This window comes from Streptomyces sp. SAS_270 (assembly GCF_052543295.1).
This window is the reverse complement of sequence record NZ_JBMNDS010000021.1, coordinates 90,341-110,834: the sequence shown is the minus strand read 5'-3', so window position 1 is coordinate 110,834 and position 20,494 is coordinate 90,341. Positions and strand designations below refer to the sequence as shown.

Annotated in this window: 19 protein-coding genes; 9 read left to right on the top strand and 10 right to left on the bottom strand. The window is 72.3% G+C overall.

Going from position 1 to position 20,494, the window contains the following annotated elements:
* Positions 1-15: 15 nt before the first annotated feature.
* Positions 16-1,020 carry a Gfo/Idh/MocA family protein gene (locus tag ACN6LB_RS17015; protein ID WP_445026624.1) on the bottom strand — a complete coding sequence of 335 codons (1,005 nt, stop codon included), beginning with the start codon at positions 1,018-1,020 and terminating at the stop codon, positions 16-18.
* A 128-nt stretch (positions 1,021-1,148) separates the two neighbouring features.
* Here ACN6LB_RS17015 and ACN6LB_RS17010 point away from each other — a divergent pair, with 128 nt between their 5' ends.
* The 3 genes from ACN6LB_RS17010 (at position 1,149) to ACN6LB_RS17000 (ending at position 4,761) form a co-directional block, all read left to right on the top strand.
* Positions 1,149-2,501: a multidrug effflux MFS transporter gene (locus tag ACN6LB_RS17010; RefSeq protein ID WP_445026622.1), complete on the top strand. Its 1,353-nt coding sequence runs from the start codon at positions 1,149-1,151 to the stop codon at positions 2,499-2,501.
* Positions 2,438-3,640, top strand: a complete 1,203-nt coding sequence (locus tag ACN6LB_RS17005) for a serine hydrolase domain-containing protein (RefSeq protein ID WP_445026620.1) — start codon at positions 2,438-2,440, stop codon at positions 3,638-3,640. Before ACN6LB_RS17010 ends, ACN6LB_RS17005 begins: the two co-directional genes overlap by 64 nt.
* 137 nt (positions 3,641-3,777) lie before the next feature.
* Positions 3,778-4,761, top strand: a complete 984-nt coding sequence (locus ACN6LB_RS17000; protein ID WP_445026619.1) for a small ribosomal subunit Rsm22 family protein — start codon at positions 3,778-3,780, stop codon at positions 4,759-4,761.
* Positions 4,762-4,773: 12 nt separating this feature from the next.
* Here the strand turns inward: ACN6LB_RS17000 and ACN6LB_RS16995 are convergent, their stop codons facing one another.
* Together ACN6LB_RS16995 and ACN6LB_RS16990 are read right to left on the bottom strand one after the other, a co-directional pair.
* The gene (locus ACN6LB_RS16995) at positions 4,774-7,110 is read right to left on the bottom strand and encodes an FtsX-like permease family protein (protein WP_445026617.1); all 2,337 of its coding nucleotides are present in this window, start codon (positions 7,108-7,110) and stop codon (positions 4,774-4,776) included.
* Positions 7,107-7,808, bottom strand: a complete 702-nt coding sequence (locus ACN6LB_RS16990) for an ABC transporter ATP-binding protein (protein WP_445026615.1) — start codon at positions 7,806-7,808, stop codon at positions 7,107-7,109. Before ACN6LB_RS16990 ends, ACN6LB_RS16995 begins: the two co-directional genes overlap by 4 nt.
* Before the next feature lie 190 nt (positions 7,809-7,998).
* Here ACN6LB_RS16990 and ACN6LB_RS16985 point away from each other — a divergent pair, with 190 nt between their 5' ends.
* Both ACN6LB_RS16985 and ACN6LB_RS16980 read left to right on the top strand, forming a co-directional pair.
* Entirely contained in the window at positions 7,999-9,348 is a 1,350-nt protein-coding gene (locus tag ACN6LB_RS16985; protein WP_445026612.1) for a sensor histidine kinase, read from the top strand.
* Positions 9,345-10,115 carry a response regulator gene (locus tag ACN6LB_RS16980; RefSeq protein ID WP_445026610.1) on the top strand — a complete coding sequence of 257 codons (771 nt, stop codon included), beginning with the start codon at positions 9,345-9,347 and terminating at the stop codon, positions 10,113-10,115. The genes ACN6LB_RS16985 and ACN6LB_RS16980 overlap by 4 nt, the downstream gene beginning before the upstream one ends.
* On the opposite strand, the gene ddaH is transcribed toward ACN6LB_RS16980, so the two are convergent.
* Entirely contained in the window at positions 10,112-10,936 is an 825-nt protein-coding gene (ddaH, locus tag ACN6LB_RS16975; protein ID WP_445026608.1) for a dimethylargininase, read from the bottom strand. The genes ACN6LB_RS16980 and ddaH overlap by 4 nt on opposite strands.
* Positions 10,937-11,171: 235 nt before the next feature.
* Here ddaH and ACN6LB_RS16970 point away from each other — a divergent pair, with 235 nt between their 5' ends.
* Positions 11,172-11,795, top strand: a complete 624-nt coding sequence (locus ACN6LB_RS16970) for a TetR/AcrR family transcriptional regulator (RefSeq protein ID WP_445026607.1) — start codon at positions 11,172-11,174, stop codon at positions 11,793-11,795.
* On the opposite strand, the gene ACN6LB_RS16965 is transcribed toward ACN6LB_RS16970, so the two are convergent.
* Entirely contained in the window at positions 11,774-12,661 is an 888-nt protein-coding gene (locus tag ACN6LB_RS16965; RefSeq protein ID WP_445026605.1) for a glycerophosphodiester phosphodiesterase, read from the bottom strand. The genes ACN6LB_RS16970 and ACN6LB_RS16965 overlap by 22 nt on opposite strands.
* A 169-nt stretch (positions 12,662-12,830) precedes the next feature.
* On the opposite strand from ACN6LB_RS16965, the gene ACN6LB_RS16960 reads away from it, so the two are divergent.
* A complete protein-coding gene (locus tag ACN6LB_RS16960; RefSeq protein WP_445026603.1) occupies positions 12,831-13,556 on the top strand; it encodes a bifunctional DNA primase/polymerase in 726 nt (241 codons plus the stop codon).
* An 18-nt stretch (positions 13,557-13,574) separates the two neighbouring features.
* Here the strand turns inward: ACN6LB_RS16960 and ACN6LB_RS16955 are convergent, their stop codons facing one another.
* The 4 genes from ACN6LB_RS16955 to efeO are packed head-to-tail and all read right to left on the bottom strand — an operon-like array spanning position 13,575 to position 17,876.
* Complete coding sequence (locus ACN6LB_RS16955) at positions 13,575-14,597, bottom strand: hypothetical protein (protein ID WP_445026601.1); 1,023 nt, start codon at positions 14,595-14,597, stop codon at positions 13,575-13,577.
* Positions 14,545-15,429 carry an iron uptake transporter permease EfeU gene (gene efeU, locus ACN6LB_RS16950; RefSeq protein WP_356146629.1) on the bottom strand — a complete coding sequence of 295 codons (885 nt, stop codon included), beginning with the start codon at positions 15,427-15,429 and terminating at the stop codon, positions 14,545-14,547. Before efeU ends, ACN6LB_RS16955 begins: the two co-directional genes overlap by 53 nt.
* 3 nt (positions 15,430-15,432) lie before the next feature.
* Positions 15,433-16,725 carry an iron uptake transporter deferrochelatase/peroxidase subunit gene (gene efeB, locus ACN6LB_RS16945; protein ID WP_445026599.1) on the bottom strand — a complete coding sequence of 431 codons (1,293 nt, stop codon included), beginning with the start codon at positions 16,723-16,725 and terminating at the stop codon, positions 15,433-15,435.
* 11 nt (positions 16,726-16,736) lie between these two features.
* Entirely contained in the window at positions 16,737-17,876 is a 1,140-nt protein-coding gene (gene efeO, locus ACN6LB_RS16940; RefSeq protein ID WP_445026597.1) for an iron uptake system protein EfeO, read from the bottom strand.
* 345 nt (positions 17,877-18,221) lie between these two features.
* Here efeO and ACN6LB_RS16935 point away from each other — a divergent pair, with 345 nt between their 5' ends.
* Together ACN6LB_RS16935 and ACN6LB_RS16930 are read left to right on the top strand one after the other, a co-directional pair.
* Positions 18,222-19,106: a hypothetical protein gene (locus ACN6LB_RS16935; protein ID WP_445026595.1), complete on the top strand. Its 885-nt coding sequence runs from the start codon at positions 18,222-18,224 to the stop codon at positions 19,104-19,106.
* On the top strand, positions 19,099-19,743 hold the full coding sequence (locus tag ACN6LB_RS16930; protein ID WP_356146645.1) for a PhzF family phenazine biosynthesis protein: 645 nt from the start codon (positions 19,099-19,101) through the stop codon (positions 19,741-19,743). The genes ACN6LB_RS16935 and ACN6LB_RS16930 overlap by 8 nt, the downstream gene beginning before the upstream one ends.
* An 88-nt stretch (positions 19,744-19,831) precedes the next feature.
* Here ACN6LB_RS16930 and ACN6LB_RS16925 read toward each other — a convergent pair whose 3' ends face one another.
* A complete protein-coding gene (locus tag ACN6LB_RS16925; RefSeq protein ID WP_445026593.1) occupies positions 19,832-20,491 on the bottom strand; it encodes a biliverdin-producing heme oxygenase in 660 nt (219 codons plus the stop codon).
* Between the last annotated feature and the right edge of the window lie 3 nt (positions 20,492-20,494).

The window sequence follows — 20,494 nt, the reverse complement described above, 5'->3', positions numbered from 1 at the left end:
GTCCTGCCGGATGGGTCAGTCGACCTCGCCGGGGTAGCGGACGCCGATCCGGTCCCGTACGGCGTCGAGGGTGCGCATCACGGCGAGGGTGCCGTCGAGCGGGACGAGGGGGGACTCGGTCTCGCCGGCGCGCAGGGCCCGCATGACCTCGGCGGCCTCGTGCTTGAGGCTGGTGCGGGGGCCGTGGGCCGGGTCGGCGAGGACCTTCTCGGGCTCGTGGCCGTCGCGGTGCAGCACGAAGTGGTCCGGGTGGAAGAAGCCGAACGGGATGTCGATGCGGCCCGCGGAGCCGGTGACCGAGGCGGAGGTGGCGGTGCCGCCGGTCAGGGAGCAGTGCACCGAAGCGAGAGCGCCGCTCTCCCAGGAGAGCAGTGCTCCGGTCTGGAGATCGACACCCTCCTCCGAGAGCACCGCTCTCGCGACGACGTCCGACGGCTCCCCGAGCAACAGTTGTGCGAACGACACCGGATAGACACCGAGATCGAGCAGCGCACCGCCACCCTGCGCGGGATCACGCAGCCGGTGGGAGGGCGGGAAGGGCCCCGCAAGCCCGAAGTCGGCCTGGACGGTGCGCACCTCGCCGATCACACCGTCGTCGATCATCGCCTTCAGCCGCAGGATCAGCGGATTGCAGTACATCCACATGGCCTCCATCAGGAAGCGACCGTTGCTGCGAGCGAGCCCGACCAGCTCCTGCGCCTCGCCCACGTTCAGCGTGAACGCCTTCTCGCACAGCACATGGCGCCCCGCCTCCAGGCACATCCCGGCCGCGGCCCGGTGTGCCGCGTGCGGAGTGGCGACGTACACCACGTCGACGTCCGCGTCCTCGGCCAGCGACGCCCAGTCCCCGTACGCCCGCGATATCCCGAACCGCTCGGCGAACGCCTTCGCCGACGCCTGGGTCCGCGAGGCCACCGCCACCACCTCGGCGTCCGGCAGGTCCACCAGATCCGCCGTGAACGCCGCGGCGATCCCGCCCGTCGCCAGAATGCCCCACCGCACGCGTCCGTCGCCCGTCATCCCGGCCCCTCGTCGCTCTCTGACCCCTGCGAGTCCTGTGAGTCCTGTGGTCTGTGACCCCGACCACCCCTAAACGGGTGTTCGAGCTGAGAGCATAGGTCGCGGAACGAAGGAAGAGGGAGGGGCACATGCCCGAGCGTGGCCGTACCACGCGGGACGAGAGCGGCCCGGGGGGACACATACCGAACGCGACCGTCGCCGACACACGCGCGACGATCGCCGATCCGGCACCGGACCCGGGCGCCCTGCGCCGCACCGGACTCCTCGTCACCCTCGTCCTCGGCGGACTCGCCGCCACGCCTCCGCTGGCCATCGACATGTACCTCCCGTCACTGCCGGAGGTCACCAGGTCCCTGCACGCCCCGGCCGCGACCGTGCAGCTCACGCTCACCGCGTGCCTCGCGGGCATGGCGCTGGGGCAGCTCGTCGTCGGCCCGATGAGCGACCGGTGGGGCCGCAAGCGCCCGCTGATGGCGGGCCTGCTCGTCTACATCCTCGCCACCGCCCTGTGCGCGCTCGCGCCCACCGTCGAACTCCTCGTCGCCTTCCGGCTCGCCCAGGGACTCGCGGGCGCCGCCGGGATCGTGATCGCGCGGGCCGTCGTACGCGATCTCTACGACGGCATCGCGATGGCCCGGTTCTTCTCCACCCTCATGCTGATCTCCGGGGTCGCCCCCATCGTCGCGCCTCTCATCGGCGGCCAGATCCTGCGCGTCACCGACTGGCGGGGCGTCTTCGTCGTCCTCACCGTGGTCGGCATCGCGCTCACCGCCGTCGTCTGGACGAAGCTCCCCGAGACCCTCCCGCCCGGCGAACGGCACAGCGGGGGCGTCGGCGAGGCGCTGCGCGCCATGCGCGGACTGCTCGCCGACCGCGTCTTCGCCGGCTACATGCTCGCGGGCGGCTTCACCTTCGCCGCGCTGTTCGCGTACATCTCCGCGTCGCCGTTCGTGATCCAGGAGATCTACGGCGCCTCCCCGCAGACCTTCAGCCTGCTCTTCGGCGTCAACTCCGTCGGCCTGGTCATCGCCGGCCAGGTCAACGGCAAGCTCCTGGTCGGCCGCGTCAGCCTGGAAAGGGTCCTGGCCGTCGGCATCGCGGCGGTCACCCTCGCCGCGACCGCGCTGCTCCTGATGGCCACCGGCGCCCTCGGCGACGTCGGCCTCGCCCCCGTCGCCGCCGCCCTGTTCGTGCTGATGTCCGCGATGGGTCTCGCCCTGCCCAACACCCAGGCCCTCGCCCTGATGCGCGTACGGCACGCCGCCGGATCCGCCTCCGCCCTGCTCGGCACGTCCTCCTTCCTCATCGGCGCGATCGCCTCGCCGCTGGTCGGCGTCGCCGGGGAGCACACCGCAGTACCGATGGCCGTCGTCCAACTGGCCGCGGTACTGGTGGCAGCGGCCTGCTTCGTGGGACTGTGCCGTCCCTGGCGGAGCGGAGGCACGCCGGAGGCACCGGAAGGAAAGGCGGCGGACAGCTGAGCGCACCGCGACTGCGCATCGACACCCCGGAGAGGGCCGGGCTCGACGCGGAGGAACTGCACCATCTCGTACGCGATGTCCGCGGCCTCACCCTGGGAGCGGACCCCTGGGCGCCCGGTGTCGTACTCGTCGCCGGACGCGGTCCGGTGATCGCCGCCGAGCAGGCCGCCGGGTGGGCGGTGCGCTACGCGTCCTACGACGAGAAGACCGACTCCGGCCTCGAACTGCCGCCTGAGGCCCGCGTGCCGATGAGCGTGCACACGCCCTTCGACCTGGCCTCCCTCACCAAGCTGTTCACCGCGGTCGCGGCCATGCAGCAGCTGGAGCGCGGCACCCTCGGCGTCGACGCGCGCGTGGGGGCGTATCTGCCGGAGTTCCGCGGCGCCCGCGAACACGGCATCACCGTACGGCAGCTGCTCACGCACACCTCCGGGCTGCGCCCCGAACTCCCGCTGTACGACTGCCCGGACGCCGCCGCCCGGCTCACGCTGCTGCGCGCCGAGGCACCGTCCTCGCCGCCGGGCCAGTACCTCTACTCCGACCTCAACCTGCTCCTCCTCCAGTTCGTCCTGGAGCGCATCACCGGGCGCGGCCTCGACGTGCTCGTGCGCGACGGGATCACCCGGCCGCTCGGGATGACCGCGACCTGCTTCGGGCCGTGCCCGGGCGCGGCCGCCACCGAGGACCAGCGGCGGCCGTGGGCGAAGGCCGAGCGGGGCATGCTGCGCGGGGTCGTCCACGACGAGAACGCGTGGGCGCTCGGGGGAGTGGCCGGGCACGCGGGGCTCTTCTCCACGGCGCGCGACCTCGCCGTCTTCTGCCGCACGCTCCTGGCGGGCGGTTCCTACGGGCCCGCCCGCATCCTCGGCCCCGACTTCGTCGAGTTGATGCTCACCCCGCCGGGGCTGGGCTTCGCCCTCGACCAGCCGTGGTTCATGGGCGCGCTCGGCCACCGGGGTGCCGCCGGGCACACCGGGTTCACCGGTACGTCCCTCGTTCTCGACCCCGCGACGGACACGTTTCTGGTGCTGCTGGCGAACACCGTTCATCCCCGGCGCCGGCCTGCGGACAACGTGCCGCGGGCGGCGGCCGCCGACCGCTTGGCGCGGGCGGTGCGGGCGAGTCCGTCGGGGGTGTGAGGGTTTCGCCCCCTCCGCCCCTTCCCTGCCCGTTGTTCTGGGGGCTGCGCCCCCTTTCCCCCTGCTGTCGCGCTTCGCGCTCGTCCTCAAACGCCGGACGGGCCAAGACCCCCGCCCCTCGCCCGTAGAATCACCGGGTGAACGTCGCCTCTCCCGCCGAGACCCTCCGTGCCGCCCTCGCCGGGCTCCTCGACGGCCTTCCGCCGAAGGCGGCGACGCAGGCGGTCGACCGGCTGATCGCGAGCTACCGGGGGACCACCCCGACCCACACTCCCGTCCTGCGTGACCGCTCCGACGTGGTGGCGTACGCGGCCTACCGGATGCCGGCGACCTTCGAGGCGGTCCGCGCGGCGCTGGACGCGTTCGCGGACACGGTGCCGCAGTGGACGCCGGCGAGCCACGTGGACGTCGGCGGCGGCACCGGCTCGGCAACCTGGGCGGTGAACGCGACCTGGGACGGCACGCGCCCGGTGACCGTGCTGGACTGGGCGGAACCGGCGCTCGCGCTGGGCCGCGAGATCGCCGCGGCGAACCCGGAGCTGACGACCGCCGAGTGGCACCGCTCTCGTATCGGAGCGGCGCTCACCATCGAGAGCACTGATCTCGTCACCATCTCCTACGTCCTCGGTGAGCTGACCGTCGCGGACCGCGCCGCGGCCGTCGCCGCCGCCGCGAGTGCCGCCCAGGCCGTCGTGGTCATCGAGCCCGGTACCCCCGACGGCTACGCCCGGGTGATCGAGGCCCGCGACCGGCTGATCGGCGCTGGGTTCCACATCGCGGCCCCCTGCCCGCACAGCGCCGCCTGCCCCATCGTCCCCGGCGAGGACTGGTGCCACTTCTCCGCCCGGGTCAGCCGCTCCTCCCTGCACCGGAAGGTCAAGGGCGGCTCCCTGGCGTACGAGGACGAGAAGTTCAGCTATGTCGCCGCCACCCGCTTCCCGGTGACCCCGGCCCCCTCCCGCGTCGTCCGCAGGCCGCAGATCCGCAAGGGTCAGGTGCTCCTGGACCTGTGCGGCCCGGACGAGTCGCTCCACCGTGCCACGGTGACCAAGCGTCAGGGCCCGCTGTACAAGGCGGCCCGCGACGCCGACTGGGGCGACGCCTGGCCGCCGGAGGCATAGCCGGCCCGAGCCCTACTCCGTCCGCAGCGCCGTCGCCGTCCGGGTGCGGGCCGCCCACCCCGCCGGCAGCAGCGCGCCGGCCACCGCGATCAGCGGTCCGCCGCAGCCGAGCAGGACGAGTTCCGGGACGCCGTAGACATCGAGGGCCGAGGCGGGCAGTTCGAGGCCCGCGCTGTGTCCCATGGCGGGCACCACCAGGTCGTGCAGGGCGAGGCCGACGGGCACCCCGACCGCGCCGCCGAGCACCCCGACCCCCAGTACCGAGGCGATGACCATCGCGATCGTCTGCCGCGGTGTCATGCCGAGCGCCTTGTGGATGCCCAGGTCGCGGACGCGTTCGCGGGTGTCCAGGACCACCGAGTTGAGGACACCGAGGCCGGCGACCGCGACGAGCATCAGGGTGAGGATCGAGGTCAGCGCGTTCAGGATGACGATCACGCTGCTCCGGTCGTCCGAACCGCCGGCGACCGCGCTCGCGCCCGTCGCCTTCAACGCGGTGTTCAGCGCGCGGGCGTAGGCCTGCGCGTCCGTGCCCGGCCGTACGTCGATGTGGTACTCGACGGGCCGCAGCCCCGGGTCGGCAGCCTTGAGCGTGGCCGCGTCGGTGAGCAGGGTCCGGCCCTGTTGTTCGGTGCTGAAGACCTCCCCGACGATCCGGACCCGGACTGTCCGGCCATGGTCGCGCAGGGCGACGCTGTCCCCGATCCGGGTGCCGGTGGCGGTCAGGAAGGGCGTCGGTACGACGGCCTCGCCCGCGCCCTCGAACCAGCGCCCGGAGATCATCCGGTAGCCGCCCCAGGAGGCGTCGCCGGTGAAGGCGGAGACCTCGAAGGAGCCGGATGTCCCGGTGACCGCCACATCGGCGGTGCCGACGCCGAAGTACCTGCGGGTGCCGGCCCGGTCGTCGATCGCCTTCGTCACGGCGGCCGGGTCGGCCACCTCGTCCGGCCGGGAGGCCACGCCTCCGCGGATACGCCCCGGCCCCTCCTGCACCGCCTGCACGGTGACGTCGGAGGTGTCGTGGTCGCGGGCGGCCTGCACCTCGGTCAGCGAGGAGGCCAGGCCCACGGCGAAGGTCACGGCGACCGCGCCGAACGTGACCGCCGCGGCCGTCGCCGCAGCCCGGGCCGGCCGGGCGAACGGCCTGGCCAGGCCGAGGCCGACCGGGCGGGGGAGCGGCAGCCGCGCGGCGAGACGCGCTGCCCGGAGTCCGCGGCCCGGGCGCGCGGCGCGGCCGACGGCGAGCGCGTCGACCGCCCGCAGCCGCCCGGCCCGCAGGGCGCCCGCCCACGCGGTCACCGCCACCAGGCCCAGCATCCCGGAGGCCACGACCGCGTCGATCCACGGGGCCACGGCCGAACTCGTCGAGCCGTACGCCGTCGCCGTCTCCTCCAGCACCGGCACGGCGAGGAGGTTGCCGCCGACGACACCCAGGGCCGTACCGGCCGCCGCGGGGATCAGCGCCTGGCCGACGTAGGCCCGGACGACCTGGCCCGGAGTGAACCCGAGCGACTTGAGGACGCCGATCCGGCGCGTCCCGGCGCCGACCGCCCCGGCGACCACGTTGCCGACGACCAGGACCGCCATGGCCAGGCCCAGCACGCCGAACGTGGCGAGGAACGGCACGAACAGCGACGACTCGCGGTCGGCCTCTTTCTTGGTGGCGAGCCACGAACGCGCCCCGGCCACCGCCCCCTTGGGCATGCCCGCCGTCACCGCGGCCCGGTCCGCGGCGACCTGCGCAGCGGTCCCGGCGGCGCGGAAGCGGTACAGCATCTGGTAGCCGTCGGGCCTGCTCAGCTGCGCGGGGACCACCCAGGCGTCGGCGCTGCGGCTCACCGAGCGGGCCGTGCCGACCACGGTCAGCGTCGGCGCACCCGGCAGATCGGTGAACCGGACCCGTGTGCCCTGCGGCGCGGAGAGACCGTCGTCGGCGGACAGCACGATCTCGCCGGGGCGCGCGGCCCACCGTCCCGCGGTCAGCGTGACGGTGTCGACGGGGCCGCCGTGCCCGGTCCGTCCGACGAGCGTGAGCGGCCGAAGGTCCTGGCCGTCCAGGCGCGGTGTGGCCGACGCCGTCGGGAAGGGTCCGGCCGCCGCGGTGACACCGGCGGCGTCGGCGGAGGCCGCGAGCTGGGCGGTGGTGGCCCTCGCGGCGGCGTACTGCACGCTCAGGTGCGCGCCGTGCTGTCGGCGGAACGCCTTGTCGAAGGGCGCGCTGGAGGCCTCCAGCAGTGCTGCGCCCATGACGGACGCGGTCACCGCCATCATCGTGGCCAGCACGATCACGACGGTCTGCACCCGGCGCCGGCCCACCCCCGAACGCACCACCCGGCCCAGCGCGCTCATCGGGCCACCCCCGCGGAGGTGTCCGCGGTGATCCGGCCGTCGACGAGCTCGACCGTGCGGGTCGTGCAGGACCGGGCCAGGGCGAGGTCGTGGGTGACCAGGACGATGGTCTGGCCGTCGGCGTTCAGCTCCGCGAGCAGCGCGCGGACGGAGTCGCCGGAGGCTGTGTCGAGCGCGCCGGTCGGCTCGTCGGCCAGCAGCAGCGCCGGACGGTTCATCAACGCCCTGGCCACGGCGACGCGTTGACGCTCACCGCCGGAGAGCCGCCCCGGGTAGGCGCGGGCGTGCCGGTGGATGCCGAGGACTTCGAGCAGCTCCGCCGTCCGCCGGTTGGCTTCGGCGCGCGGGGTGCCGGACAGCTGCGCGGGCAGGGCGACGTTGTCGGCGACGGTCAGGTCGTCGAGCAGGTTGAAGAACTGGAAGACCATGCCGATCCTGGCCCGCCGGTAGCGCGCGGAGGCCGCCTCGCCGAGTGCGTCGACGCGTACGCCGTCCACGGTGACCGTTCCCGCGTCCGGGCGGTCGAGGCCCGCGATCAGGTTGAGCAGGGTGGACTTGCCGCTGCCGGACGGGCCGAGGACCGCGACGGCCTCCCCGGCCCGCACGGTCAGTGACGCGTTGGCGAGCGCGGGCGTCCCCTCGGCCTGGCCGTCGTACCTGCGGCTCACCGCGCGCAGCTCGATCAAGGGCGTGGTCATGGCGCCTCCGTGAGGTTCTGGGTTCCGGCCGGCCGACGGGCCGGATGTCCGGTGCCCTGGACGCTAGGGAGAGCGGCGGTGCCGGCGCGTCGCTCGGCGGGGCCAACTCCCGTACCCCACGCGGATGAAGGCCCGCGAGGTCATACCTGAGATGTACGTGCCGGGTGTACGCCGACGGTCTGCGCGGAGGATGTCGCGGTGCCGGTCCGGTGGGGAGAATGGGCCGGTGACGAACGCGCTCGCGAGGGACCGGATACGGGGCTGGGCCCGGCCCCTGCTGCGTACGACAGGACCGCTGCCCCGACCCACCCGGGGCGAGTTGGTCTTCGATGCGGCCCTGGCACTGGTCATCGCGGTCGGTTCCGCCCAGTACGCCCTGGACGACGCGAGCGTCAAGGTGCCCTTGGGCGTACCGATGCCGCCGGACCCGCCCGGCGTGGCGGACCCGACCCATGTGCAGACCGGGGGAGGCGGCTGGACCTTCCTCGTCCTCACCCTCGTGATCGTCACCACCGGGTCCCTGATGGTCCGCCGCCGCTACCCCCTCACCGTGCTGTGGATCGTGACCGCCGCGATCCTCCTGACACCGAACGACGTTCCCCGGCTCACGTTCTACGCGTCGATGGTCGCCGGATACAGCGCCGCGGCCTACGGCCCGTACCGGGTGCCCACGCTGGTGAGCCTGCCGGTCGCAGTGCTCCTGATCACCGGCGCGCGGGACTCCTCGCTGCCCACGGTCCCCACCCAGTACACCCCGCTCCTGATCCTCGTCCCGCTCGTGTTCGCCGCGAGCGGGCTGCGCACCTGGAAGCTCAGGACCGCCGAGGGCCGCGCCCGGCTGGCCGCGCTCGAACACGGGCGTGCCGACGAGTTGCGCCGCGCCGTGGAGTACGAACGGGCCAGGATCGCCCGGGAGTTGCACGACGTGGTGACCCACAATGTCAGCGTGATGGTCATCCAGGCGGGGGCAGCCCGCAAAGTGATGACGGTGGATCAGGAACAGGCCCACGAAGCCCTGTTGGCGGTCGAGTCCGGTGGCCGGGCCGCCCTGGCCGAACTGCGCCATGTCATGGGGCTGTTGACGATGGATGCCGAGGATGACGGCGGTACGCAGGACGCGGAGCCGGCCGCCGCGGACCTGACTCCGCAGCCCGGGCTCGACCGGCTGGCGGCCCTGGTGGCGCGGATCAGGGAGACGGGCATGGCGATCGAGTTCACGGTGACGGGGCAGCCGCGCCCGCTGCCCGCCGGGATCGAACTGGCCGCGTACCGGGTGGTCCAGGAGGCGCTGACCAACGCCGTCAAGCACGCGGGCGGCGCGTCCACCGCGGTGACCGTCGCCTACACCGCCGACCGGCTCGACGTGGAGGTCGCCGACACCGGCGGCAGCCCGGACCCGGCCGCCGTCCCCGGCAGCGGACGCGGGCTGATCGGCCTGCGCGAACGGCTCGCGGTCTACGACGGCACGCTGCACACCGGTCACCGCCCCACCGGCGGCTGGCGGGTCAGAGCCCTGATTCCCCTGGAGAGGACACCATGACGTTGCCGCCGGCCGCCGCGACCGGGCCCCTGCGTGTGGTCGTCGCCGACGATCAGGCCCTCGTCCGCACCGGCTTCCGGATGATCCTCGCCGCCGACGGCATCGACGTGGTCGCCGAGGTCGCCAACGGCTTCGAAGCCATCGACGCCGTACGGCGCACGCGTCCGGACGTGGTCCTGATGGACATCCGGATGCCGGAGCTGGACGGCCTGGAGGCCACGCGGCGGATCCTCGGAACGCCGGGGGTGGGCAGGGCAACGGGGGACCGGGCACCAGAGGCCGGGCCGCGCGACAGCGCCCCGCGCATCATCATCCTCACCACCTTCGACCTCGACCGCTTCGTCTACGCCGCGCTGTCCGCCGGGGCCGGCGGATTCCTGCTCAAGGACGTCACCCCCGAGCACCTGGTGGCCGCCGTGCGCATGGTGCGGGCCGGAGACGCGCTGCTGGCGCCGGCCATCACCCGCCGACTCGTGGCCCGGTACGCGCACCGGGGCGCCGAGCACGCAGCGCTGCACCGTGACCTCGCGGCGCTGACCCCGCGCGAGCTGGAGGTGCTGCGCCTGGTGGCCCAGGGCCTGAGCAACGCCGAACTGGCCGCCCACCTCCACCTCTCCGCTGCGACGGTCAAGACCCATGTGGCCCGCATCTTCGCCAAACTGGGATTGCGCGACCGCGTCCAGGCGGTGATCGCCGCGTACGAGTCGGGCCTGGTGAACGCGGGCGGCCCCGGCCCCCAGGACCCACAGAACCCCAACCCGCTCTAGACCCGCAGCTCCTGCGTGCAGCACTTCACGCTGCCGCCGCCCTTGAGGAGTTCGCTCAGGTCGATGCCGATCGGTTCGAAGCCGCGTTCACGGAGCGGAGCGAAGAGGCCGATCGCGGCCTGGGGCAGCAGGACGTGGAGCCCGTCCGACACGGCGTTCAGGCCCAGCGCCGCCGCCTCCTCGGCGCCCGCGAGGAGCGCTTCGGGAAACAGCCGGCGCAGCACCTCCCGGCTGCCCGGCGAGAACGCGTCGGGGTGGTACATGACCTCGTCCGTCGCGTCGTCGAGGACCGCGAGCGCCGTGTCCAGGTGGTAGTAGCGCGGGTCGACGAGGTCCAGCCCGATCACCGGCCGCCCGAAGAACTCCTGGGCCTCGCCGTGCGAGAGGGGACTGGCCCGGAAGCCGCGCCCCGCCAGCACATAGGAGGCGGTGACGGCGAAGTCGCCCTCGCCCTCGTTGATGTGGACCGGTTCGTGGACCTGCCTCCAGCCGTGCGCCCTGAACCACTCCAGGTGAGCGGCGGCCTCCGGCTCGCGCTCGCGATAGGCGAAGCGGGCGCCCAGCACGCGGCCGTCGATCACTGTCGCCCCGTTCGCCGCGAAGACCATGTCCGGCAGGCCCGGGCGCGGGGCGAGTTCCTCGACCGTGTGGCCGAGGGAGCGGTAGCGGTCGCGGAGCTCCTCCCACTGGGCGACGGCGAGCGGTACGTCGACCGGCTTGCCGGGGTCCATCCACGGGTTGATGGCATACGTGACCTCGAAGTGCGCCGGTGGGCACATCAGATAGCGCCGGGGGGTGGCGGCGCGGCGGAGAGGGGGCAAGGTGGGCTCCTCACGTGACCGCAGGGGTGGTTGGAGCCCATGGTGAGACCTGGGACGCCGGGCGCGCGTGCACCGGATGGGTTGTTTTCGCCCCATCCGCCCCTTCCCGTCCCGTCCTCATGGGGGCTTCGCCCCCTCTCCCCCCTGTCGCGCTTCGCGCTCGTCCTCAAACGCCGGACGGGCTGTACTGCATATCGCGAGACGCTCCGTCTCACTCCCCTGGTAACTTCCCCTCATGGCCAAGAAACCCGCCCCCGACTCCACCCGCCGCAGCGAGAAGTCCCGTCGGGCGATCTACGCCGCCGCCCTCGCCCTCGTGAGCGAGACCGGCTACGCGAAGACCACGATCGAGGGGATCGCGGCCCGGGCCGGCGTCGGCAAGCAGACCATCTACCGCTGGTGGTCGTCGAAGGCGGACGTACTCCTCGAGGCCTTCCTCGACCTCGGCGAGCAGGCGGCCGAGCGCGCCGGGCAGTCCGGCCAGGAGACGTACGGCATCCCGGACACCGGCGACCTCGCGGCGGACCTCAAGCAGGTGCTGCGCGCCACCGTCGACGAACTCCTCGACCCCGCCTTCGAGGCGCCCGCCCGCGCCCTGACCGCCGAGGGCTTCGTCAACGAGGAGGTCGGCCGCGAGTTCGTGGCCAAGCTCCTCGAACCCCAGCTCCAGCTGTACGTACAGCGGCTGCGCTCCGCGCAGGAGACCGGCGCCGTACGCCCCGACGTGGACCCGCGCATCGCGCTGGAACTCTTCGTCTCCCCGCTCGCCCAGCGCTGGCTCCAGCACACGGGCCCCATCACCCACGCCTACACGGACACCCTCGTCGACTACGCCCTCTACGGCCTCGCCCCGCGCTGAAAGCCGGTGCGCGCCCGCCGGAACCGCTTCGGGATCTTCATCGGGTGGCGGGCGAGCCTGCCCGGCGCGTCCGTGATGATCCCGTCGCAGCCCAGCGCCAGGGCACGGTCCCGCTGCGCCGGGTTGATCACGGTGTGCGCCCACACCCGGGGCACACCGGAGTTCACGGCCCGCAGGAGGTCGCTGTCGCGCGCCTTGTAGTCGACGTCGAGCAGGTCGACGAAGGACGCCCAGCGCTCGGGCCGGTCGGTGCGCATCTGGTCCGCCGAGCGCCACAGCTGGGAGACCAGGCCCAGCCGGTGGGCGCGCAGGGCCACCTCCGGCAGGTTGGAGTTGACGAAGACCGAGCGGGTCAGGCCCCGGGTGCGGATCAGCCCGGCGAGCGTGCGCAGACTCGCCGGGTCCTTCGCCTCCAGCATCAGTACGATCCGCCCGCCGAACCGGTCGAGGACCTCGGCCACCGTCGGCGGCCGCTCCGCGCGCCAGCCGCTGCGCAGGGAGGCCTTGGGGCGCAGCCGCACCCCCTGCCAGTCCCACAGGTTCAGCCCCCGCACCGGACCGCCCATGGAGGTGGTGCGGTTCAGGGTCGCGTCGTGCATGACCACCATGTGCCCGTCGCGCAGCATGCGGGTGTCGAAGTCGAGCACCTGGGCCGTACCGCGCTCATAGGCGGTCATCAGGCCCGACATGCTGTTCTCGGGGACTTCCCGGGCGCCGCCGCGGTGGGCGACCTCGACGACGCGGGGGAGGGCGTCCACCGTCAGCGGGCCGGTGCCCCACTCCAGCGGGGAGAGCGCGCCGCCCTGTCCCGTGAGGGCCAATGACGTGAGACCGGCGATACCCGTGAGCGCAGTCCATGTGACCATGACGACCACGGTAGGGGGATAAATACCATAAAAGTATGCAATGACACTCCATCCGGGTCCTGCGCACGCCTCGTCCCCCCTACCCCGGATGTGGGCTCTGGCCACCCGGGGCGCAGGATGGTGGGACCATGGGGCAAGCAGTCCGCACTACGGTGAGGCGAGGGGATAGATGAGCGCAGAGTTCGGCAACCGCTCCGGCGCGCAGGGCAGGATCTCCCAGTGGCTGCGTGGCCGCCGCCGCACCGAGACCACCGACGACAGCGGCCGAGAGGCCCTGCTGCTCGCCGCCGCCGCCGCGGGACTGCCGCTCGCGCAGGCCGCGTTCCCCTCCGGCTACCGCTGTTCCTGTGACCGCGTCGGCTGTCCCACACCCGCCCGGCACCCCGTCTCCTTCGCCTGGCAGACGCAGTCCACCACCGACCGCGGGCAGATCGAGCGCTGGGCCCGGCATCAGCCGCAGGCCAACTTCATCACCGCGACGGGCATGGTCCACGATGTCCTGGACGTCCCCCTGGAAGCCGGCCGCGAAGCCCTGGAACGCCTCCTCGCCGCCGGCATCGAGGTGGGCCCCGTCGCCGAGAGCGGCGACGGACGCCTCCTCTTCTTCACCCTCACCCGCGGTACGCCCGAGGACGAGGACGAGTGGTGGCCCTGCGAGCTGGACTGCCACCCCGAGACGATGGACGAGCACCCCGGGCTGCGCTGGCACTGCCGCGGCTCCTATGTGCTCGTACCCCCGGCCCGCCTCCCGGGCGACCTGAGCGTCGACTGGGTACGCGGCCTGGAACACGAACTTCCCGACCCGCTCACCCTCCTCGAAGTCCTGACGGACGCCTGCGCGCGCTACGCCAGGGACGACTCGGAGCAGTTGGCCGCCTGGCCCCACCGCGGCTGAACCGCGGGGGTTCCACGGCTATTCGCCCTTGGCGCCCGTCAGTCCCTGAACCCGGCTCAGGAACTCCACCTTGTGGTCGGACGCGCCCTTCGCAGGGTCAAGGACAGCCTGGTTGGAGACGAACTCCAGCGTCAGGGACTGCTTGACCTCACCGGTGAGCAGGGCCCGGATGTTCTGGTCGGAGATCTTCAGGTCGACGCCCTGCGCGGCCGTCTGCTTCTCGAAGTGACGGGTGCTGAAGAACACCAGCGCCCCGCCGTCCTTGGTGCGCAGCCCGACCGGGGCGTAGCCGCCGGAGGTCAGCGGCTCGTCGACGTACTGCCTGACGAGTCCGGGCCTGTTCGTGTTCTTCTTGCGCAGCGCGCGCCAGTCCGAGGTGTGTGTACCGGGTGCGAAGTCGCTGCCGCCGTCCTGCAGGTAGTTCGCGTACGACTTGCTCAACTGCTCGGGCGCCACGGCGAGTTCGGCGTCGTCCGACGTGACCGGCTGGGCCCAGCCGTCCTTGTCCTTCGTGAACTCCGGTACGTCGTCGGCGGCGAGGATCGTCAGGTACGAGGCCTGCCACAGTCCGTCGGCGCCTGAGCGGGTGAAGACCAGCAGCCAACGGGAGCCCGCGGAACCCTTGTTGGCGTCGGCGTCGGCGACGAACCAGCGCGGCCAGCCGGCCTTCTCGGGTATGACGAACTTCGCGTCGGTCAGCTTCAGCGGGGCGTGGGCCGTGTTGCCGCCCGGGCTGTTTGTGTGCCCGGCCTTCAGCTTCGCGCCGTCGATGTCGGCGAGGGGACCGGTCACCCGGTCCGCGTCCAGGGACTCGTCGTACGCCTTGTCGGCCTTGTTGTACGCGGCGGTGAAGTCCTTCAGCGCGCGGGCGGCATCGGCCCGGGTCGCCGCGGGCACCACCTCCCGCTCCCCGTGCACCACGACACACCCGCTCGCCGTCAAGGACAGTGCGGCCAGCGCACCCGCCGTCGACACCAACCGGTTGAGATCACGAAGCCTTGGTGGCCTGCGATCCCCGTGATCCCTGCGCTCCCTGCTCATCAGGTCCCTTCACCTTCCCCTTCCCGGAGGCGAACCCTACCGGGGCGAAGAAGATCGCGAGCGTCGGGACCAGGTACAGCGCCCACACCGTGACCTGGAGGACGGTCGGGTCGGGCTGGAAGTTGAAGACACCCTTGAGCAGCGTGCCGTACCAACTCGACGGATCGACGGTGCTGCTGATGTCGAAGGCCAGGTTCCTGATGCCGGGGATCCAGTTGGCCTCCTGGAGGTCGTGGACGCCGTACGCGAGCACGCCCGCCGCGACCACCACCAGCATGCCGCCGGTCCAGGTGAAGAACTTGGCCAGGTTGATCTTCAGGGCGCCGCGGTAGAAGAGCCAGCCGAGCACGACCGCGGTGGCCAGGCCCAGGGCGACGCCGATCAGCGGGCGGGGCGTGCCGTCGCTCGCCGCGTGCACCGACGCCCACACGAACAGCGCGGTCTCCAGGCCCTCACGGCCGACCGCCAGGAACGCGGTCGCCACCAGCGCGCCCGTGCCCATCGCGAGGGCCGCGTCCAGCTTGCCGTGCAGCTCCTTCTTCAGGTGCCGGGCCGTACGCCGCATCCAGAAGACCATCCACGTCACCAGGCCCACGGCGACGATCGACAGCGAACCGCCGAGCGCCTCCTGCGCCTCGAACGTCATCTCCTGGGAGCCGAACTCCAGCGCGCAGCCGAAGCCGAGGGCCAGCGCGATCGCGACACCGATGCCGATCCAGATCGGCTTCAGGGCGTCCCGGCGGCCGGTCTTCACCAGGTACGCGATCAGGATGCAGACGACGAGGCTGGCTTCCAGGCCCTCGCGCAGGCCGATCAGGTAGTTGCCGAACACGGGCTACGCCTCCTTGGAGAACAGCGCGCGGCCCCACCAGTCGTCCTTGTCGCGGACGCCGGGCGGAACGGCGAAGACCGCCGAACTCACGTGCTGGATGTACTCGTTGAGGGCGTCGGTACGCGACAGGTTGCGCTGCACCGGAATGAACCCCTTGCGCACGTCACGCTGGTAGGCGAGGAAGAACAGGCCCGCCTCCAGCCGGCCGAGGCCGTCGGTGCCGTCGGTGAAGGAGTAGCCGCGGCGCAGGATCGTCACCCCGTGGTTGGACTCGGGGTGCGCGAGCCGGACGTGCGCGTCGGGCTTCATCGCCTTCAGGAACGGCTTGTCGTGCTCCTTGGCCTTGCCCACCGGGGCACCCTCGCCCTTGTCGCGGCCGAAGATGTCCTCCTGCTCCTGCAGCGGGGTGCGGTCCCAGGTCTCGATGTGCATCCGGATGCGGCGGGCGACCAGGTACGAACCCCCGGTCATCCAGGCCGACTTGTCCTCGATGTCCTGGCCGTCCACCCACACGAACTTCTTCAGCCGGTCCGGCTCCGTGCCCGCGATGTTGCGGGTGCCGTCCTTGAACCCCATCAGGTTGCGCGGGGTCTGCGCGTCCGGAGTCGTGGACGAGGTCTTCCCGAAGCCGAGCTGCGACCAGCGGATGGCGACCTTGCCGAAGCCGATGCGGGCGAGGTTGCGGATCGCGTGCACCGCGACCTGCGGGTCGTCCGCGCACGCCTGGACGCACAGGTCGCCGTTGCTGCGCGCCTTCTCCAGCGCCTCGCCCGGGAACTTCGGCAGATCGACCAGGGCCTCAGGGCGCCGGTCCGCCAGGTCGAACTTCTCGAACAGGGACGGTCCGAAGCCGATCGTCAGCGTGAGGCGCGACGGCTTGAGGCCCAGTGCCTCACCGGTGTCGTCCGGCGGCGCCTCGGCCAGACCGCCGTAGGCGCCCTCGCCGACCGCGTGCCCCGCGGTCATCCGCCGGGCGGCCTCGGTCCAGTCCTTCAGCATCTGCACGAACTCGGCGCGGTCGTCCGTCTGCACGTCGAACGCGGCGAAGTGCAGCCGGTCCTGCACCGGCGTGGCGATGCCCGCCTGGTGCGTGCCGTGGAAGGCGACCGCGGCACCGGTGTCGGCACCGGCCGGGTCCACGTCGTCGCCGGCGCGCGTCATCGCGACCGCGCCTCCGGCAGCGGCGGCGCCGAGCGCGAGGCCCGCACCGCCCCAGCCGATCAGCGAGCGCCGGGAGGGCTGCTTGCCGGCCGCTTCCGCGGTGGTGGCATCCTGGGTGTCGGTGGTGTCCGTCATGGTGTCGTCCCCTACTTCACGACGGCGGCGGCGAGCTTGGACAGGGGCTCCGCGAGCGCGTTGACCGCGTCCGAGAGCTCCTTGCGCTGCTCCTTGGTGACCTTGTCGTACGACACGAAGTCGTAGGAGGTCTTGTCCGTGCGGTACTTGTCGAGCAGCGTGTTCAGCGTGGTGAACTGCTTGTCCAGCTCGGTGGTCAGCGCCTTGTCGTTCTCCTGCGCGACCGGCTTCAGCAGGTCGTAGGCCTTCTGCGCGCCCTCGACGTTCGCCTTGAAGTCCACCAGGTCGGTGTGCGAGAAGGTCTCCTCCTCACCGGTGACCTTGCCGGTGGCGACCTCGTCGAGGAGCTCCTTGGCGCCGTTGGCCATGGAGGTCGGGGTGATCTCGGCCTTGCCGACCCGCTCCTGCCAGTTCTTGAGGTCGCTGACCAGCTGGTCGCCGATGGCCTTCTGCTCGGCGCCGAGCTTCTTGTCCTTCCAGAGGGCCTTCTCCAGCACGTGCCAGCCGGTCCACTTCTGGCCGGCCTCCACGTCGGCCTCGCGGAGGTCGACCTTCGGGTCGATGGTGCCGAAGGACTCGGCGACCGGCTCGGTGCGCTCCCAGCCGATGCGCGAAGTGGCGTAGGCCTTCTTCGCGGCCTCCAGGTCGCCGGCCTTGACCGACTTCACGAAGGCCTCGACCTTGGGCAGCGTCTCGTCGGCCTGCTCCTGTGCGTACTCGCGGTAGGCGGCGACGGCCTTGTCCAGGCGCGGGTCCCGCTTGGCGACCTTGCCGCCGCCGGTGACGGTGAGCTTCTGCCGTACGCCGTGGCCCTTCATGCCCGGGCGGCAGGCGATCTCGTACGCGCCCGCCTTCACCTCGGCGGTCAGCGTGTACTTCGTCCCGGGGCCGATGTTCTCCTTCTCGGAGACGATCCGGTCGTCCGGGAAGAGGATCTCGACCTCGGTGGCCTTCGAGCCCGTGTTCTCGATCTTCAGCGTGACCTGGCCGGCCGGGACCGACTTGCTGGAGGTGGTGCACTTGGAGTCGGCGGCGGTCACCTGAATCGCGTCGCCGTCCTTCGCGGTGCTCTTCTCGGTGCAGCCCGTGACGGCGGTCAGGGCTGCCGCGGTGGCGACGGCGGTGACGACGGAGAGTCGGACGGCTCGCATGCAAGCTCCAAGAAGAAGGCGGACTCTGCGCGCGGAATGGCCCGCGCTCATGTGGTGAGGCTGGCCTAACTTATCTGAGGCTTGCCTGAGTGATACCCACGCATACGGTGATTCAGCTCTCATGGACGGTGTACAGGCACGGCCTGATCACGGCGGCCAAAAACAGACCCCATGAAATGGTCAAGTGGAGGTCAAGAGCCCTGTTCCGGCCTAGCTGTCCCGCGCCCGCGACATGACCGGCGCACGGGATCGCCACTCGGGCGCGCGCCCTTCCTGCTGTGCGCCCCCTGGTGTGCGGAGTAATGCGCTGGAGGGCGGACCGCCCCGTCCCGGACACTGTCCGTCATGGGCATGAAGAGGGAATTGCTCGCGGGGGACGGCCTGGTCCTTGAGGTCTCCGACCGCCCCGGACCGCCGCCGCTGCGCTTCGAGACGGCAGGCGGGGGTCGCCTGTTGCTGCGGCAGGGGGGCCGGCCGGTGCTGCTGGGCCGGATGCGGGGCGAGAGCTGCTGCCGGGACCTCTTTCTGCACCGACTCGGCGACTTCCGCTCACCACTGCCGCCGCTGCGGTCCGCGGCCATGCGCTCACCGGTCGGCTGGCTGCACCGGTACACGCGCCTGCTGGAGGACGCCGAGGAGGGCCCGCTGGACGAGGGGCGCTGGCACCTTGCGCGGCGGACCGTCTTCGAGCCGGGCATCTGGACCGAGGATCTCGTACGGGACTGGCCGGGCGCCCGGCTCGAACTGCTCTGCGGAGGCGGCTGGCACGGCATCGTCCCCCTGCGCCCGTTCTCCGCCCCCGACGCCCCGCGCGTGAAGGCGTACCGCAAGCACGCGCGCGACGGCACCCTGGCGCCCGTACTCCTGTGGTGGGTGTCCTTCCTCGACGGATGGCTGATCCTCGACGGCCACGACCGGGCGGTGGCGGCCCTGGCGGAAGGCGGGAATCCGGCCTGTGTGGTGCTGGCCCGGGCGATGCCGGACGAGAAGTGGCGACGGCTGGCCGAGCAGATGACTTCCGGTCACGAGCAGCACATGGCGCGGCTGGCCGCCCTCCCGGACACCCCGGGCATCGCGCGTCAACGGACCGCTCTGGAGCGGGGGTTCGGTGACGCCGTCGCCGAGGTCTCCTACGACCACGACGCCACTCGCACCTGGCCCCTCCCCGGCGCCCCCGTGACCTGGGACGCGCTCGCGGCCGAGGTGATGTTTGAATGCCGGAGTGACTGACTACGACGTGCTGCGGGTCTTCTGCGGACCCGGTGGCGGATACGGCAACGAACTCGGCGTCGTCCGCGAGGGATCCGTACTCCCGGACCGCGACGACCGGCAGGCCCTCGCGGCCAAACTCGGGTTCAGCGAGACCGTGTTCGTCGACGACCCCGAGCGCGGCGTCATCGACATCTACACCCCCAGCGTCCGGCTGCCGTTCGCCGGATACCCCTGCGTCGGCGCGGCCTGGCTGCTCGACGTCCCCGAACTCGTCACGCTCGCCGGGGTGGTCGGTGCCCGCCTGGACGGCGAGTTCAGCTGGATCGAGGCCCGCCCGGAGTGGCCGGAGCCGCGCACCCTGCGCCAGTACGCCACGGCCGCCGAGGTCGACGCCCTGACCGTGCCGCCCGCCGGGGAGTGGATCTACGCCTGGGCCTGGGAGGACGAGGCCGCGGGCCGCGTCCGTGCCCGCGGCTTCCCCGGCCGGGGTGACGGCGTCGAGGAGGACGAGGCGACAGGCGCGGCGGCCCTGCAGCTGACGGCGCAACTGGGCCGTGCGCTCAACATCATCCAGGGCAGGGGCTCACAGCTGCTCACGGCGCCGCAGCCGGAGGGGTGGGTGGAGGTCGGGGGGCGGGTTTTCCTGGAGCGTTAGAGGGGGCGGTCGCAGCCCGTCCGGCGTTTGAGGACGAGGCCGTTCAGGCCGATACGGGGGTCTGGGGGCGGAGCCCCCAGGAGGGGGCTCACGCAGACAGCGGGAACTCTTCCCCCAACGCCCCGAACACCGCGGTGTTCAGCAAGAAAGCGCGCCGGCACTCGGCGACCACCCGCTGCTTCTCCAGGTCGTCCACACCCAGCCGGTCCAGCGCCTCGCGATAACCCCGCTTGAACGCGGCCGGGTTGGCGATCCCCTCGAAGACGTAGAACCGCACCCCGTCGCCCTTGCGCGCGAAGCCCCACGTCCGCTCGGCCCTGCCGCGGATGATCTGCCCACCGGAGAGGTCCCCGAGATAACGGGTGTAGTGGTGGGCCACATAGCCCCCGGGCCAGGTCCGGGCGCACTCGGCGACCCGGGCCGCGTACGCCTGGGTGGCCGGCAGCGCGGCGAGCGTCCCGCGCCACTCCGCGCCCCGCAGATGCGCGAGGTCACGCTCCAGCGCGGGGAGCCGCAGCAGCTCCGGCCGGATGAAGGGCCCCGCCACGGAGTCGCCGGCCAGCTCCCGCCCGCCGTCCTCCAGAGCCCGGTACACGAACCACAGCTGCTCGGTGTAGCGCGCGTACGCGTCCACTCCCAGCCGGCCGCCCAGCAGGTCGCCCATGAACGTCGACGTCTCCGCCTCGGTGTGCTGCTGGTGGGAGGCGGTGCGGATGAGGGTCGAGAAGGGCGTGCCCGACGCGTTCATGGT

What these genes read in the sequence shown, in the direction of transcription:
- ACN6LB_RS17015 (WP_445026624.1), bottom strand. Translation starts at nt 1,020, where the DNA reads ATGACGGGCGACGGACGCGTGCGGTGGGGCATTCTGGCGACGGGCGGG.
- ACN6LB_RS17010 (WP_445026622.1), top strand. Translation starts at nt 1,149, where the DNA reads ATGCCCGAGCGTGGCCGTACCACGCGGGACGAGAGCGGCCCGGGGGGA.
- ACN6LB_RS16995 (WP_445026617.1), bottom strand. Translation starts at nt 7,110, where the DNA reads ATGAGCGCGCTGGGCCGGGTGGTGCGTTCGGGGGTGGGCCGGCGCCGG.
- ACN6LB_RS16990 (WP_445026615.1), bottom strand. Translation starts at nt 7,808, where the DNA reads ATGACCACGCCCTTGATCGAGCTGCGCGCGGTGAGCCGCAGGTACGAC.
- ACN6LB_RS16985 (WP_445026612.1), top strand. Translation starts at nt 7,999, where the DNA reads ATGTCGCGGTGCCGGTCCGGTGGGGAGAATGGGCCGGTGACGAACGCG.
- ACN6LB_RS16980 (WP_445026610.1), top strand. Translation starts at nt 9,345, where the DNA reads ATGACGTTGCCGCCGGCCGCCGCGACCGGGCCCCTGCGTGTGGTCGTC.
- ACN6LB_RS16970 (WP_445026607.1), top strand. Translation starts at nt 11,172, where the DNA reads ATGGCCAAGAAACCCGCCCCCGACTCCACCCGCCGCAGCGAGAAGTCC.
- ACN6LB_RS16965 (WP_445026605.1), bottom strand. Translation starts at nt 12,661, where the DNA reads ATGGTCACATGGACTGCGCTCACGGGTATCGCCGGTCTCACGTCATTG.
- ACN6LB_RS16960 (WP_445026603.1), top strand. Translation starts at nt 12,831, where the DNA reads ATGAGCGCAGAGTTCGGCAACCGCTCCGGCGCGCAGGGCAGGATCTCC.
- ACN6LB_RS16955 (WP_445026601.1), bottom strand. Translation starts at nt 14,597, where the DNA reads ATGAGCAGGGAGCGCAGGGATCACGGGGATCGCAGGCCACCAAGGCTT.
- efeB (WP_445026599.1), bottom strand. Translation starts at nt 16,725, where the DNA reads ATGACGGACACCACCGACACCCAGGATGCCACCACCGCGGAAGCGGCC.
- efeO (WP_445026597.1), bottom strand. Translation starts at nt 17,876, where the DNA reads ATGCGAGCCGTCCGACTCTCCGTCGTCACCGCCGTCGCCACCGCGGCA.
- ACN6LB_RS16935 (WP_445026595.1), top strand. Translation starts at nt 18,222, where the DNA reads ATGGGCATGAAGAGGGAATTGCTCGCGGGGGACGGCCTGGTCCTTGAG.
- ACN6LB_RS16925 (WP_445026593.1), bottom strand. Translation starts at nt 20,491, where the DNA reads ATGAACGCGTCGGGCACGCCCTTCTCGACCCTCATCCGCACCGCCTCC.